This window comes from Gordonia sp. (in: high G+C Gram-positive bacteria), assembly GCF_020438995.1.
GTDB lineage: Bacteria > Actinomycetota > Actinomycetes > Mycobacteriales > Mycobacteriaceae > Gordonia.
This window is the reverse complement of sequence record NZ_JAGQTN010000258.1, coordinates 50,848-65,076: the sequence shown is the minus strand read 5'-3', so window position 1 is coordinate 65,076 and position 14,229 is coordinate 50,848. Positions and strand designations below refer to the sequence as shown.

Below are 14,229 nucleotides of genomic sequence, written 5' to 3'. Positions count from 1 at the left end.
CGGCAACGACGACTGTGCCGGCAACGACGCCGCCGGAAGCGCCCACACCGACCCCGCGCGCACCGGTCCGGGCCACCGTGGCCACGGCGAAGTCCACCCGCCGACGCTCACACGAGTCCGACGCCGAGGTCACCGCCACGAGCACCCCGGCGGCCGAATCGGCGCAGGCCGAGACACCCGCAGATGAGCCCGCCCTGGCCACGGTCCGGTTCGCGCCGATACCGCAGCCGATCGGCGGCAGTGGATGGAAGACGTTCCGCACCCCCCGGCTGACCCGTGCGGGCCGCGAACGCTCCAACACCCCCGACACCGGTAGCTGGACGCTCGGTTCCAGCGGTATCCGTTCGGGGGCGTTCCCGAAGCAGAAGTCTCCCGATCCGGCCCCGCCCACCGAACCGGTCCTGCCGATCGAACCTCCGGGTGGTCCGGCCTCCGTGGATGTCCCGCAGCGCATCACCGCCGACCGTTCCCCACCTCGGCCCGGCGGTCGGCACAGCCCGGAGCCCACGACCACCGGCCCACGAACGGGGCGGCGGCGCGCGCAGCAGCGGCCACCGACCACCACGGGTGAATCCGTCCCCGCACCGACGCCGGCAGAGCCGGTTGCCGGTCAGCCTCCCGCACATCGCCGGCAGCAGCCGCGCCCCGATCAGCCGGTCCGCCCCGAACAGCCGGTCCGCCCCGAACAGCCGGTCCGCCCCGATCAGCCGGCCCGGGCCGAGCGTCGGGCCCGTCCCGCGCAGTCGGCCCTGACCCGGCGACCCGACCTCGGGACGCCGGGCACCGAGGGGCCGCTCGCCGCGTCGTTGCAGCCCGAATCCGGGCGCAGGTCATCGGTCAAACGGGCGGTGTCGTCACGACGGGACGGTTCTCCGCTGCTCGATCGCGGGTTGTCGCCGGAGAACCGCGACCGCGACGCGGCGATCACCCCACCCGCACCCGAGCGCGGCAACCCCGACAAGGGCGGTAATCCCGATGAGGGCAATAGCACGGACAAGAGCAACGATCGGCACGCAAGCCGGGACACCGGCAGCCAGATCAGCGTCCAGGATCTGCTCCGGCGGAGCCGGAACGAACAGTAAGCGCGGAGCCGGAACGAACAGTAGGCGCCCTCAGTCGAGGCCGTGCTCGATCGCGTATCGCGTCAGCTCGACCCGGTTACCGAGCTGCAGCTTGCGCAGCGAGGCCTGCACATGGTTTTCCACCGTCCGGTGGCTGACCCCCAGGCGCGTGGCTATCTGCTTGGCACTCAGACCTTTGGCCACATGCCGCAGCACCTCGGTCTCGCGTTCGGTGAGCGCGGGTTTGGCCGGGGATTCCGGTTCCCGTGACATCCGCCGGTACTCGCCCAGCACCAGCCCGGCCAGTCCCGGGGTGAACACCGCCTGCCCGGCGCCGGTCGCCCGTACCGCCTCGACAAGTTCGGCCTTCGACGCCGACTTCACCAGATATCCGCTGGCCCCGGCCTTGACGGCGTCGAGTACGTCCTCGCGTTCGTCGGACGCCGACAGCACGAGGACCCGCGTGCGAGGTGACACCGTGAGCACCGCGGCCGTGGCCTGCACACCGCTGCCGTCGGGCAACTGCATATCCATCAGCACCACGTCGGGGAGCACCGCCTTGGCCCGCCGGGCACAGGCGGCCACGCCGTCGGCCGTCGCCACCACCTCGAACCCCTCGTCCGCCAGGTCACGGGCGACCCCGTCCCGCCACATCGGGTGATCGTCGACGACCATCACCCGTAGCTTCGGCTGCTCAGCGCTCACCACACATACCCCTCACCGTTCACGTGTCTTCCCTGCGGTTTCCCGGTCCGGGATCCCACGGCCGACGGTCCATTCCCATTCTGTGCCCTCCCCGGGAGCCGATTCCAGCGTCGCCCGCCCGCCGAGTGCCTCGATCCTGCCGACGATCGACTTGGACACCCCCATCCGGCCGTCCCGCCGGGCTTGTTCGAGGCGGCCGGGGGCGATGCCGACACCGTCGTCGCGGACGCTGACGACAACCTCGTCGCCGAGGTCCTCGAGCAGCACGTACGACCGCGCGCCCGGTCCGGCGTGCGTACGGGTGTTGGCGATCGCGTTGGCCAGCGCCGCCCGCAGTTCACCGGCCACCGCGCGGCCGACGGGTACCGGTGTGCCGGGGGCGCTCACCGACACGTCGTCGGCGGCCAGCCCGCGCAACGCCGCGGCCAGGTCGACGGTGCCGGAGTCCTCATCGTCGGCGGCGGGCGTCATGTCGGAACCACCCCCGCCGGCTTCGTTCATGTCGGCGTCGTCGATGTCGCTCATGTCGGCGAGCATCTTGCGCAGCGCACGTTCCTGCTCGCCGGCCATCTCGGCCAGCCGTGTGCTCGGTCCACCGATCTCCCGGCCGTGTTTGGCGATGTAGGCCAGCGTCTGTAGCACCCCGTCGTGGACGTGGCGCGCGAGCCGTTCGCGTTCCTCGGCCGCGGCGGCGCGGCGTTCGGCCTCGGTGAGCGTCTCGTGCAGTCGGCGGGCGGTCGCACCGGCGATCCCGACGGCCAGCCCGGCCGCGACCATGACGATGACCGTCGCGTTGCGGCCCAGGTTGGGGTCGAAGGTTCCTTTGACGATGGTGCTCGACGCGCCGATCACCAATGCGGTCTCGATCCCCGACCACGGGCCCCACAGCAGGGCCGCGGAGATCATCGAGTTGGTGGCCCACAGCGTCGTCGGCCAGGTCTGGTTGCCGAGCGCCCACTGGTCGTCGGCCACCCACATCGTCGAGAGCATCAGGGCGACGACGACGGTGATCTCGCCGGCCACCCAGTACCTGTTGCGGGCGAATCCCCGGTAATAGCCGACGCCGCAGGCCACGGTGGTCGCGGTCAAGACCACGAACAGTGCCCAGGCGATGCCCGATCGCAGCAGATCGCTGTTGATCGCGATGTGAAATCCCAGCGCATAGCAGTAGCTGACCATCCGGAACAGCTGCGCACCCCGCCACAGCGGGCCCACCGGGTCGGCGTCGACGATGCCGGGGAACACCTCGATCCGCCGGGTCGGTACCGGTGTTCCCCGACTGTGCCGCACCCCGCCGGCCGCCTCCGATTGTGGCCCACGCAACCCCTCATTCACGATCGCATGACCAGGGGCTCGCTAGGGTATGCACCATGCCTTCGGACGGATCGACCTCATCCGGCTCGCCGGCCCGGCGTCGCTGGCGGTGGGTGCGGTGGGTTGTGCTGGTACTCATCGCGGTGACCCTCATCGTCGAAGCGGTTCTGATCTGGCCGAAACTGAAGGACGCGTGGGCGAGCATCGGCGAACTCAACTGGGCGTGGGTGCTGGCGTGCGTCGTCGCGGCGATGCTGTCCATGGACAGTTTCGCACAGGTCCAGCGGACCCTGTTCCGGTCGGCGGGGGTCCGGGTTTCGCAGTTCAAGTCGCTGTCGGTGATTCTGGCCGCCAATTCGGTGAGCCAGACGATGCCGGGCGGGCAGGTCCTCGCACCGGCATTCACCTACCGGCAGACCCGCAAGTGGGGTGCCACACCGGTCGTCGCGTCGTGGCAGGTGGTGATGTCCGGGTTGCTGGCCGGGGTGGGCCTGGCAGTGCTCGGGTTCGGCGGTGCGATGCTCGCGGGCGCCAAGACGAGCCCGTTCTCGGTGCTGTTCTCGGTACTCGGCTTCGTCGCGGTGGCTGCGTTGCTGCAGTACTTCGCCACCCACCCCGAGTCATTGCGGTCGGCCGGCATCAAGGTGCTCGAATGGGTCAATCAGTTCCGCAACAAGCCGCTCGATCACGGTGTCGAGAAGCTGCTCGAAACGCTGGAGCAGTTGCGTGCCGTTCAGTTGAACCGGCGCGACACGGCAGTGGCGTTCGGGTGGAGCTTCTTCAACTGGGTCACCGACGTCGCGTGTCTGATGTTCGCCTGCTGGGCGGTCGGCTCGCATCCGAGCTATTCGGGCCTGATGGTGGCGTATGCGGCATCGAAGGCGGTGGGTACCGCGATCCCGCTGCTGCCCGGCGGGATCGGTGTGGTCGACGCGATGCTGGTACCGGCGCTGACCAGCGCCGGTATGCCGGTGGAGAAGGCGCTGACCGCGGTGCTGGTGTACCGGCTGATCAGCTATGTGTTCGTGGCGGTGGTCGGCTGGGTGATCATCTATTTCATGTTCCGGTCGTCGATCCGGTCCGAAGGTGACCTCGGCGACGACATCAACGCCGACGACATCAACACCGACCAGATCGAGCCCCGCGACATCAGACCCGGCGACATCAAGTCCGGCGACGTCAGACCCGGGGAACGACCGGACGAGGACGAGCTTCGCTGACCGGCGCTACCGTACAGGCCATGAACACTGATTCCGGGTCGTCTTCTGCCGGGTTCCTGCCCATCGGATCCCCGTCGTCTATCGGATCCCCGTCCGATCCGGGTGGCAGGCGAGCGGCCGCGTTCCCCGTATGGCTGACGGCGCTGCTGGATCTGATCGCGATCACCGTTTTCGTGATCATCGGCCGCGCCGATCACGACCACGGGCTGAGCCCGGCCGGCATTCTGGACACGCTATGGCCGTTCGCCGTGGGCGCGGCCGTCGGGTGGACCGTCATCTATCTCTACGCGGCCGTCGAGTCGGCCGGCGAGTTCGGCCGGGTGTTCCGGCCGGAACGTCTGCGGCCCGCGATCACGGTGTGGGTGTGTACGGTGGCCATCGGCATGTTGCTGCGCTGGGTCGTGCACCAGGGGGTCGCGGTCAGCTTCGTGATCGTCGCGAGCATCGCGACCGCGCTGTTCCTTCTCGGCTGGCGTGCGGTTGCCGCGCTCGTCCTGCGCCGTACGGCCGGTTGATCAGAAGATCAACCACCAGATCGCGAAGTACCACCTGAGCCGGAAGTACTACTACTTGATCCGGAAGTACTTCTGGGCCACCTGCAACGCCGCGGTCCCCGACTTCTCGCCTTCGGTGTAGATCACGACGACCTTGCCGTCCTGCAACCCGAGGAACCAGCCCGGCGCCTGCGGACCGTTGGTTCCGACGAGCGCTTTGAGTCCCGGGGCATTGGTCAGGTCGCTGGCGTCGCCGGTCACCACCGTCTTGGTCATCGCGTCGAAGACAGGTCCGGTGACGGCGGACCCGATCTCTCCCAACTCGCCATCGGCCACCTTGGTTGGTATGCCCTTGATGACGTAGGGAGCGACGGGCGGCGCACCTTCGCGACTGCGCGCCAGGGCGACACCGAAGGCACCCATATTCATCATCGACACCGCGGCGGTGTCGGTCTTGTAGTCGATGGTGGTCACCGTCGGCCGGGCACCGACGAGCGCGCTGGCACCGGGCACGGTGAAACGCACCCCGAGTCCGCTGCGATCGAGGAGCCGTCCGCGTGACTGCCCGTCCGAGCCCGCCGCGGCGTCGATCGCCTCCCATACGGGATCGAGCGTCTTGCCGACCGGATAGAGGTTGTCGACGTTGATTCCGCGGGCTGCGGCGTACGAATTCTGTGCCAGCCCCAGGACACCGCCGGTCGACCCGTCGAGGACGAGCATCGTGGCGGGCTGGCCCACGTCGACGACCGCGTCGCCGAGGGACAGCTGCACGCCCTGGTCGACCGTGGTGTTGACATCGGGTCCGGGCGGTCCCTGCTCGCCGCTGAGCGCACGCGGCCGCGCCCCGGGCGCGGTCAGCTGCACCTGCCAGCCGGCGGTGGCGTCGCGGATGGCCTGCCAGTAGTTGGTGAGCCCCACCTCCAGCGGCGACGACAGCCGGCGATCGGCCATCACGAGCTTGCCGTAGGGGCGCGTGGACACGCCGGCGACCTTGTTGGGGTCGCCGGCGAGTACCAGCATGTCTGAGTCGCGCAGGGTGACCGCGACGATCGGCTTGCCGGGCGCGTCGGCGATCTTGCCCTCGATGACCTTCGCGGTGATCAGCGGTGCGATCGGTTCGAGGACCCGCGCGAGCGATACCGCGGCCGCCGGCACATCGGCTGTCTTGGCCGGGTCGAGGACAATGTCATTGACGCCCTGTTCGAGCATGAAGACCTTGCCGTCGCGGCTGCGCACCTTGGGCGAGGGGGTGGCCTCGGTGCGGATCAGGCGCAATGCCCCGCCTCTGGGCATGCCCGTATAGATCAGGTCCGGTGCCCAGGTGACCCGCCAGCCGCTGGAAAGGTGCCGGGCCGCCCCGGTGGTCTCGGTGGTGAAGGCACGCTTGCCCTGCCACTTCCAGGTGGTCTTGAGGGAGAACGATGCGGTGCCGTCGCTGAACTGGACGGGGCGGTCGACCTTGACATCGATGTCGTCGGCCTTCATCGACGTGATCGTCGCGGTGAGTGCTTCGCCGGCCTGTGCGGGCGCGGTGGTGTACTTGGCCGCCCTGGCCGGGTCCTGGCGTTCGATGGCGGATGCGTAGAGCTTGGCGACGCCCGCCGCGGTTGTGTCGAGTTCGGGAGTCGAGCAACCGACCACGGCACCACCGCAGGCCACAGCGATGCACGCTGCGGCCACCGGCACGCGTTTTGCCCAGATCCTCATAGTCACAGTTTTCACTCTTGTCACGGGCATGCCGCAGGTGTGCCAGCTGCCATCCGGAATTCAGAACCGTCACAATAATAACTCAGGGCCAGAACCTCACCAACCAACGTTGACATGGACCCGGTCACACCTGAGCCCGCGACGGCCTTTCCTGAATTTCGGTACTTCGACCTGCCGCGTTACATACTTGAGCTTATGCCCGTCCCGTCCCAGCTCGGCCTCACCTTCTCGTCCCGGCACCCGTCTCATCGGTCCGCTGCGATCGCCGACTCCGGCGCCCTGACGATCATCAGGGCGCAAGATCGGGCGACGACCGCCACCGACTCGGTCACGTCCCGGCACAGCTTCTCTTTCGGCGACCATTATGACCCAGACAACACCCATTTCGGGACTCTGCTGGTGAATAACGACGAGCGCGTGTCGCCCGGCCACGGTTTCGACACCCACCCACACCGCGAAACCGAGATCGTCACCTGGGTCACCGAGGGATCGCTCGTGCACCAGGACTCCGAGGGCCACTGCGGTGTCATCCACCCGGGCCTGGCCCAGCGGATGAGCGCGGGGACCGGGATCCTGCACAGTGAGATGAACGACGTGGTACAGGCAGCAGAAACCCGCTTCGTGGCGATGTGGATCGCACCCGACGAGTCCGGTCACGCCCCGTCCTACGACCAGCACGACGTGACCGGTGAGCTCGGGCGCGGCGGGCTGGTCGCGGTCGCATCCGGGGACCCCGCACACGATTCGGCCATCCGCATCGCCAACCGATCATCGACGATGTTCGCCGCACGCCTGGCCGCGGGCGCATCCGTGGCACTGCCGCCCGCACGATTCACCCACCTGTTCGTCACCGCCGGCAGCCTCCGGCTGGCCGACGAGACGCTCGGCACGGGCGATGCGGTCCGCACAGGCGACATCGGCGGCGAACCGGTCACCGCGATCACCGACTGCGAACTCCTGGTCTGGGCGATGAGCCGCAGGCTCGGGGAGTAATTGAGCCGCAGGCTCGGGGAGTAATTGAGCCGCAGGCTCGGGGAGTAATTGAACCGGAGACTCGGCGAGTAATTCGCCCGGCGCGAACTCCGGTGACAGGCCGCCGCACCGATGACAGGATGGGCAGGGTGACGACTTCGCAAACCGACACCTCACACAACGCCGCCGTCCTGCCCTCAGGTCTCGACCTCTCGTGGGTCGATGACTCGGTCACGGTGGGCGACGACCTGTTCACCCACGTCAACGGCAAGTGGCTCGACTCGCACGTCATCCCCGAGGACCGCTCGGTCGACGGCGCGTTCCACCATCTACGGGACCGCGCCGAGGAGAACGTCCGCGACATCATCACCGGCTGCGCGGAGGCTGATCCGCCCAGCGGAAGTGACGCCCAGAAGATCGGCGACCTGTACGCCTCCTTCATGGACACCGACCACATCGACGCCCTCGGCCTCGGCCCGATCGCCGGCGAACTCGACGCGATCGCGGCCATCGAGACAACCGGGCAACTCACCAAACGGCTCGGCCGGCTGCAAAGGCATGGCGTCCCCGGCCTGTTCGGCTTCTACGTCGACACCGACGCCAAGCAGTCCGACCGGTATCTGGTGCACGTCACCCAGTCGGGTCTCGGACTGCCCGACGAGTCGTACTACCGCGAGGACAAGCACGCCGACACCCGCGCCGCCTACCTCACCCACGTCGAGCAGGTGCTGGATCTGGCCGGTCTCGACGACGCCGCCGGCCGGGCCGCCACCATCCTGGATCTGGAGACGGCCATCGCCGCCACCCACTGGGATGTGGTGCGCCGCCGCGACGCGAGCCTGTCGTACAACCTGATGACGCTGGCCGAGTTCTCAGGCGCAGCAACCGGATACGACGTCGACGCCTGGTTCGGCGGCCTCGGCACCAGCGGCGAAGCCACCTTCTCCGAGGTCGTCGTGGGTCAGCCGTCATTCGTCTCCGGTGCGGCCGAGCTGATCTCCGCCCGCCCGCTCGCCGAGTGGAAGTCGTGGCTCGCATGGCGGTTGCTGCGCACCGCGTCGCGCTTCCTGTCGACCCCGTTCGACGACGCCCACTTCGATTTCTACGGCCGCACCCTCACGGGCGCCGAGACGATCCGCGACCGCTGGAAGCGGGGCGTCGAGTTCGTCGAGGACGCAATGGGTTTCGCCGTCGGCAAGCTGTACGTCGAGCAGCATTTCGGCCCGGAGGCCAAGGCCCGGATGGACGAGCTGATCGCCAATCTGGTGGAGGCCTACCGGCGCAACATCTCCGACCTGGACTGGATGACGCCGGCCACCCGGGAGAAGGCGCTCACCAAACTCGGCAAGTTCACCCCCAAAATCGGCTATCCGGCGCATTGGCGGGACTATTCGGCGCTGGTCGTCGACCGCGGTGATCTGGTGGGCAACTACGCGCGGGCGATGTCGTTCGAGCAGGATCGCGAGTTCGCCAAGATCGGCGCACCCGTCGACCGCGACGAATGGTTCATGACCCCGCAGACCGTCAACGCCTACTACAACCCGGGCATGAACGAGATCGTGTTCCCCGCAGCCATTCTGCAGCCGCCGTTCTTCGATCCCGACGCCGACGACGCCGCCAACTACGGCGGCATCGGCGCGGTCATCGGTCACGAGATCGGCCACGGCTTCGACGATCAGGGCGCCAAGTACGACGGCGACGGCAACCTCGTGGACTGGTGGAGCGAGGCGGACCGCACCGAATTCGGTAAGCGCACAAAGAAACTCATCGACCAGTACAGCGAGTTCACCCCGACCGGCCTCGACCCCGAGCATACGGTCAACGGCGAGTTCACCATCGGCGAGAACATCGGCGACCTGGGCGGCCTGTCCATCGCACTCGTCGCCTACGACGTTGCGACAGAAGGCAACACACCGCCGGTGATCGACGGACTGACCGGCGTGCAACGGGTGTTCTTCAGCTGGGCGCAGATCTGGCGTACCAAAACTCGTGACGCCGAAGCGATCCGGCGCCTGTCCATCGACCCGCACTCCCCGCCGGAGTTCCGCTGCAACGGCGTCGTCCGCAACGTCGACGCCTTCTACGACGCGTTCGGCATCACCGAGGACAATGACCTGTACCTCGACGAAGCCGAACGCGTACGTATCTGGTGAGTCCTAGAACTCGATCATGCCGCGGATGTTCTTGCCGTTGAGCATGTCGTCGTAGGCCTCGTTGACCTGGTCGAGCGTGTAGCGGGTGGTGACCAGGTCGGCGAGATTGAGCTTGCCGGCCCGGTATTCGTTGAGCAGGTTGGGGATCTGGGTCCGCGGTCCGGCACCGCCGAAGATGGCTCCCTGCACCCGCTTCTGCAGCAGCGTCAGTTCGAAGAGGCTGAGTTTGACGTCGATGTCGGACGCCGGTCCCATGCCGGTGACGACGACCTGTCCGCCCTTGGCGGTGAGTGCCAGTGCGGGCGCGATCATCTCACCTTCGATGACACCGACGGTGATGATGGTGGTGTTGGCCATCTTGCCCCAGGTGAATTCACCGACGGGCCCCAGCGCTTCCTCCATGGAGGCGAAGGTGTGGGTGGCGCCCATCTTCTGCGCCATCTCCCGCTTGAACGGAACGGGATCCACGGCGACGACGAACCGGGCACCGGAGGCGACAGCACCCTGGACGGAGTTGATGCCGACACCGCCGACACCGACGACCACGACGGTGTCGCCGGTCCTGGTGCCGCCGATCTGGGCGGCCGATCCCCAACCGGTGGCCACACCGCAACCCAGCAGCGCCGCCTCCTTGAGCGGGATGTCGTCCTCGATCTTGACCAGCGACGCCTGGTTGACGGTGATGTACTCGGCGAACGTGCCGAGCAGGCACATTTGGGTGAGCGGCAGACCGTCGTGCGTCGTGAGGCGGTTGGTGTTGTCGGAGATCGCCAGGCCGCTCATCAACCGGGCGCCCTCGTCGCAGATGTTCTGCAGCCCACGCGAACAGGGTTCACACACGCCGCAGGCGGGGATGAACGCGGTGACGACGTGGTCGCCTTCCTTGAGCCGGGTGACACCGGGCCCCACCTTGGTGACCACACCGGCACCTTCGTGTCCGCCGATGACCGGCAGCGGGACGGGACTGTCACCGGTGCGCAGATGGTGGTCGGAGTGACACAGGCCCGAGCTGACGAGCTTGACCTGCACCTCATCCTCGACGGGGTCCCCGAGTTCGAACTCCTCGAGCTGCCACGGCTTGCCGACCTCCCGCAGGATTGCGCCTGTAACCTTCATTGGTTCTCCCGTCTCGCATGCATGAGCGGACGCTTATGCGTCGTGGCTCCATCCTGCCCCTTCGGACGGGGAGGGGTCAGCCGTTCGGGCAGGTTTTGTCAACCAAGCACAGCGTGTGCGTACAGCGCGCCCGGACGAGGCCGTGGTTGTGGCTCACGAGGACGATGCCCACGCCGTCATCGGCGAGTTCGGCGAGGGTGGCGACCACGCCGCGGGCGGCGACCGGGTCGAGCATGGCGGTGGGTTCGTCGCACAGCAGATAGTCGGGTTGCTGGGCGAGGGCGCGGCCGAGGCAGGCACGCTGGAGCTGGCCGTCGCTGACCTGTCCGGGTGCCCGGTGCAGGAGGTCGGCGTCGAGCCCGACCCGCTGCGCGAGCCCGTCGACGTCGGTGTCACGGCCGGCGACGGCGGCCGGTTCGGCGATGATTCTGCGCAGCGTCCAGCGCGGGTTGCACACCTGCCGCGGATGCTGGGCGAGCATCGCGATGCCGCCGGTCCGCGGCGTCGACGATCCGTCGTAGGTGAGGTGTCCGGTGTGGTCGGTCAGGCCCGCGAGGGCGCGCAGCAGCGTGGTCTTGCCGGTGCCCGACGGGCCTGTGATTCCGGTGAATTGTCCTGCGGGGATGTGCAGGTCGATGTTGTCGATGATGTTCGCGCCGCCGAGCCGGACTCCGAGCCCGATGGCCCGGATGCCGTCGCGCAGGGCGATCCGGTCGGCGGTGGTGCTGGTGATCGTCATGTGTGGTTGCCTTTCCATTCAGACGACCGCTTCAAAAAACGACCGCACATACGGTGAGCCGTTTCCGGAGACGAGGCCGACCGGGTCACGTTGTTCGACAACGGTTCCCGACCGCATCACCGCTATCGACGACGCGACTCCCGATTCCAGCAGCGAATGCATGTCGTGGGTGATGACGAGCACCGCAGCCCCGGCGTCGGCGAGATCGCCGAACAGTTCCCAGATCCCTTCGGCCAGTTCCGGATCGAGCGCGGAGGTGGGTTCGTCGGCGACGATCACAGCGGGATCGGCGACGATGGCGGCTGCGATCGCGGCACGTTGCGCCATACCGCCGGAGATCTCGTGCGGATACCGGTCGAGGGCGCGGCGGGGCAGGTGTACGCGGTCGCACAGTTCACCGGCGGTGTGCGCCGATCCGAGTACGCCGATTACCTCGTCGAGTTGATCGCCGATGGTCCGAACGGGGGTGAATGATGTCGCCGCCGACTGCGGTACGGAGCCCACGACCTTTCCGCGCAGGTCCCGCCAGGCGTCGGGGCCCGCGGCGGCCAGTTCGCGTCCGCCGATGTCGATCCACCCGTCCACCCGCGACCCCGGCGGCAGCAGCCCACCGAGTGCGGCGGCGACCATCGACTTGCCGCAACCGGATTCGCCGATGAGCGCGGTCACCGATCGTGGTGCGACGGTGAGGCTCACGTCATCGAGCACCCGCACTCCGACACGATGCCCACGTCTGCGAGACCAGATGTCGACGGTCAATGAACGCACCGCGACGCCGTTCTCCTCTGTCATCACCACACTTCTCCCGATTCGGGTGCCGAGCGTCGTTTGAGTGCCGAGCCGGCTGCCGAGAACGCCAGCGCGGCCAGGATGAGTGCCACCCCGGGCACGGCAAGCGTCCACCATGCGCCGGTCAGCACGTCTCCCCGGGCCTGACCGAGAAGTGTTCCCAGACTTGCCTCGTCGGGGGATAGCCCGACACCGAGGAACGACAGCGTGGTCTCGTGCCAGACGGCGTGCGGCAGCAGCATCGTCATCGCGACCAGCGCCTGCCCGATGACGGCGGGCAGCAGGTGCCGGGTGCCGATGAACCATCTCGACGCCCCGGCCAGCCGCGCCGATTCGATCCAGCCGGCGTTCTGGTTGTCGAGCAGTTCGGCGCGCACCACGCGGGCTACGGCCGGCCAGTGGGTGAGCGCGATGGAGGCGATGATGGCGACGGGTTCGCCGCGCCACAGGGCGGCGATGACCACCCCGATCACCAGGTGCGGCATGGCATTGATGCCGTCGACGACCCGCATGACGAGGGCGTCGAACCAGCCGCCGACAGACACCGACACGATGCCGACGGCCAGCCCGATGACGGTGGAGATGACCGCGCAGGCCAAGGCGATGATCATCGAGATCCGCAGTCCCTCCGCGGTTCTCACGCCGATATCGTAGCCGGAGTGGTCGGTGCCGAGCAGCGCGGCATCACCGGGCGGCAGCAGCGCGCGGGCGAAGTCGGCCGATTGCTCACCGGCCACGATCGGCCAGAGCACGGCGACGAGCGCGATCGTCGCGAGCAGTATCCACGGCCATCGGTCGACGAGATCCCGGATGCGGGAACGGGTTCCGGAATCCGGAAGGGTCGCGGTCATGCCGTCAGTCCTATCCGGGGGTCGATCCACACCGCCGCGGCATCCGAGAGCGCCGAGCCGATCAGCACCAGCGCGGCGGCGCCGACGGCCAGCGCGGCGAGCAACGGAAAGTCCAGTGCCACTGCCGAGTCGACCAGAGATTCGGCCAATCCCGGCCAGCCGAACACGGTTTCGACGATCGCGGCACCGGCGATCAGCTCAGGCAGCCGCGTGCCCAGCAGCGCCAGCGTCGGCAACACCGACACAGGAGCGACGTGCCCGCGCAGCAGTGTCCAACCGCCGATCCCGCGTGAGAGTGCGGCCCGGACGGCATCGGAGGTCACCGCCTCCACGACGGCGGCCCGCATCGACAACAGCAGCCACGGGATCATCGCGACGGTCAGCGCGACGTACGGCAGCACGCCGTGGCTGACGAGTCCGCCGAAGCTGTAGTCCTCCCCCGGTTTTCGCGCACCGGAGGTGGGGAACGCACCCAGCCCGACGGCGAACACGCTGACCAGTAGCAACGACACCACGAACGGCGGGGTCGCCGCGAGAATCGTTGCCAGCGCCGAACATCCGCGATCGAGCAGACCTCCCTGCCGCATCCCGATCACCGCACCGAGCCCGATCGCGATGATCGCCGCCGAGATCAGCGCCAGTGCTGCCATGGTGAGGGTATACGGAAGCCGTTGCGCGATAACGGTTGTCACCTCCTGCGACCTCGTCGACGACCAGCCGAGATCGCCGGTAAGGATGCCGCCCCACCAGTGCCACCACGCGGAGAACCAGTTCTGGTCCAGCGCATAGGCATCGGTGACCGCATCCCGCTGCGCCTGCGTCGCGAACTCGGGACTGTTCAGGTAAGCGGCGGTGGGGTCGAACGGCGAGACGGCGGTGAGCCCGAAGATCGCCAGCGAGATCACCAGCAGACTCGGAATACCGACCAGGCTGCGCCGCAACAGTAATCGCGCAGCGGCCCTTCCCCTACCTCGTTGAGACGCCGACTCAGCACCCCCCACACCCGCTTCCCCGGGCGCTGGTTGAGGTGCGAGCTTGCCAGCCTCGAAACCCGGTGAGACGACATTGTCATCGAGCGAGGTTTCGAGGCTCGTCATTGACGCTCCTC

General features: G+C 68.0%; 12 protein-coding genes and 1 pseudogene. 5 read left to right on the top strand and 8 right to left on the bottom strand.

What is annotated here, in order from left to right:
- Positions 1 to 1,082: pseudogene (locus KDB67_RS18150) on the top strand (RND transporter); the annotation flags it as partial.
- A gap of 30 nt (positions 1,083 to 1,112) precedes the next feature.
- On the opposite strand, the gene KDB67_RS18145 reads toward KDB67_RS18150, so the two are convergent.
- Positions 1,113 to 1,736: a response regulator transcription factor gene (locus tag KDB67_RS18145; RefSeq protein ID WP_291018634.1), complete on the bottom strand. Its 624-nt coding sequence runs from the start codon at positions 1,734 to 1,736 to the stop codon at positions 1,113 to 1,115.
- A gap of 42 nt (positions 1,737 to 1,778) precedes the next feature.
- On the bottom strand, positions 1,779 to 3,017 hold the full coding sequence (locus KDB67_RS18140; RefSeq protein WP_291018625.1) for an ATP-binding protein: 1,239 nt from the start codon (positions 3,015 to 3,017) through the stop codon (positions 1,779 to 1,781).
- Between the two features lie 119 nt (positions 3,018 to 3,136).
- Here KDB67_RS18140 and KDB67_RS18135 point away from each other — a divergent pair, with 119 nt between their 5' ends.
- The gene (locus tag KDB67_RS18135) at positions 3,137 to 4,300 is read left to right on the top strand and encodes a YbhN family protein (protein ID WP_291018606.1); all 1,164 of its coding nucleotides are present in this window, start codon (positions 3,137 to 3,139) and stop codon (positions 4,298 to 4,300) included.
- Positions 4,301 to 4,320: 20 nt separating this feature from the next.
- The gene (locus tag KDB67_RS18130; RefSeq protein ID WP_291018603.1) at positions 4,321 to 4,815 is read left to right on the top strand and encodes a DUF3054 domain-containing protein; all 495 of its coding nucleotides are present in this window, start codon (positions 4,321 to 4,323) and stop codon (positions 4,813 to 4,815) included.
- A 51-nt stretch (positions 4,816 to 4,866) separates the two neighbouring features.
- Here the strand turns inward: KDB67_RS18130 and KDB67_RS18125 are convergent, their stop codons facing one another.
- Positions 4,867 to 6,501 (bottom strand): NTF2-like N-terminal transpeptidase domain-containing protein, encoded by a 1,635-nt coding sequence (locus tag KDB67_RS18125; protein WP_291018600.1) that lies wholly within the window; start codon positions 6,499 to 6,501, stop codon positions 4,867 to 4,869.
- A 195-nt stretch (positions 6,502 to 6,696) separates the two neighbouring features.
- Here KDB67_RS18125 and KDB67_RS18120 point away from each other — a divergent pair, with 195 nt between their 5' ends.
- A complete protein-coding gene (locus tag KDB67_RS18120) occupies positions 6,697 to 7,494 on the top strand; it encodes a pirin-like bicupin family protein (protein WP_291018597.1) in 798 nt (265 codons plus the stop codon).
- Positions 7,495 to 7,613: 119 nt separating this feature from the next.
- Positions 7,614 to 9,626, top strand: a complete 2,013-nt coding sequence (locus KDB67_RS18115) for a M13 family metallopeptidase (RefSeq protein ID WP_291018594.1) — start codon at positions 7,614 to 7,616, stop codon at positions 9,624 to 9,626.
- 3 nt (positions 9,627 to 9,629) lie between these two features.
- Here the strand turns inward: KDB67_RS18115 and KDB67_RS18110 are convergent, their stop codons facing one another.
- The 5 genes from KDB67_RS18110 to KDB67_RS18090 all read right to left on the bottom strand — a co-directional run bounded on the left by KDB67_RS18110 (position 9,630) and on the right by KDB67_RS18090 (position 14,218).
- The gene (locus KDB67_RS18110; RefSeq protein ID WP_291018591.1) at positions 9,630 to 10,742 is read right to left on the bottom strand and encodes an NDMA-dependent alcohol dehydrogenase; all 1,113 of its coding nucleotides are present in this window, start codon (positions 10,740 to 10,742) and stop codon (positions 9,630 to 9,632) included.
- A 76-nt stretch (positions 10,743 to 10,818) separates the two neighbouring features.
- On the bottom strand, positions 10,819 to 11,481 hold the full coding sequence (locus tag KDB67_RS18105) for an ATP-binding cassette domain-containing protein (RefSeq protein WP_291018588.1): 663 nt from the start codon (positions 11,479 to 11,481) through the stop codon (positions 10,819 to 10,821).
- 18 nt (positions 11,482 to 11,499) lie between these two features.
- Entirely contained in the window at positions 11,500 to 12,273 is a 774-nt protein-coding gene (locus KDB67_RS18100; RefSeq protein WP_291018584.1) for an ATP-binding cassette domain-containing protein, read from the bottom strand.
- Complete coding sequence (locus KDB67_RS18095; protein WP_291018581.1) at positions 12,273 to 13,121, bottom strand: ABC transporter permease; 849 nt, start codon at positions 13,119 to 13,121, stop codon at positions 12,273 to 12,275. Before KDB67_RS18095 ends, KDB67_RS18100 begins: the two co-directional genes overlap by 1 nt.
- Positions 13,118 to 14,218, bottom strand: a complete 1,101-nt coding sequence (locus tag KDB67_RS18090; RefSeq protein WP_291018578.1) for an ABC transporter permease — start codon at positions 14,216 to 14,218, stop codon at positions 13,118 to 13,120. The genes KDB67_RS18095 and KDB67_RS18090 overlap by 4 nt, the downstream gene beginning before the upstream one ends.
- Positions 14,219 to 14,229: the final 11 nt, after the last annotated feature.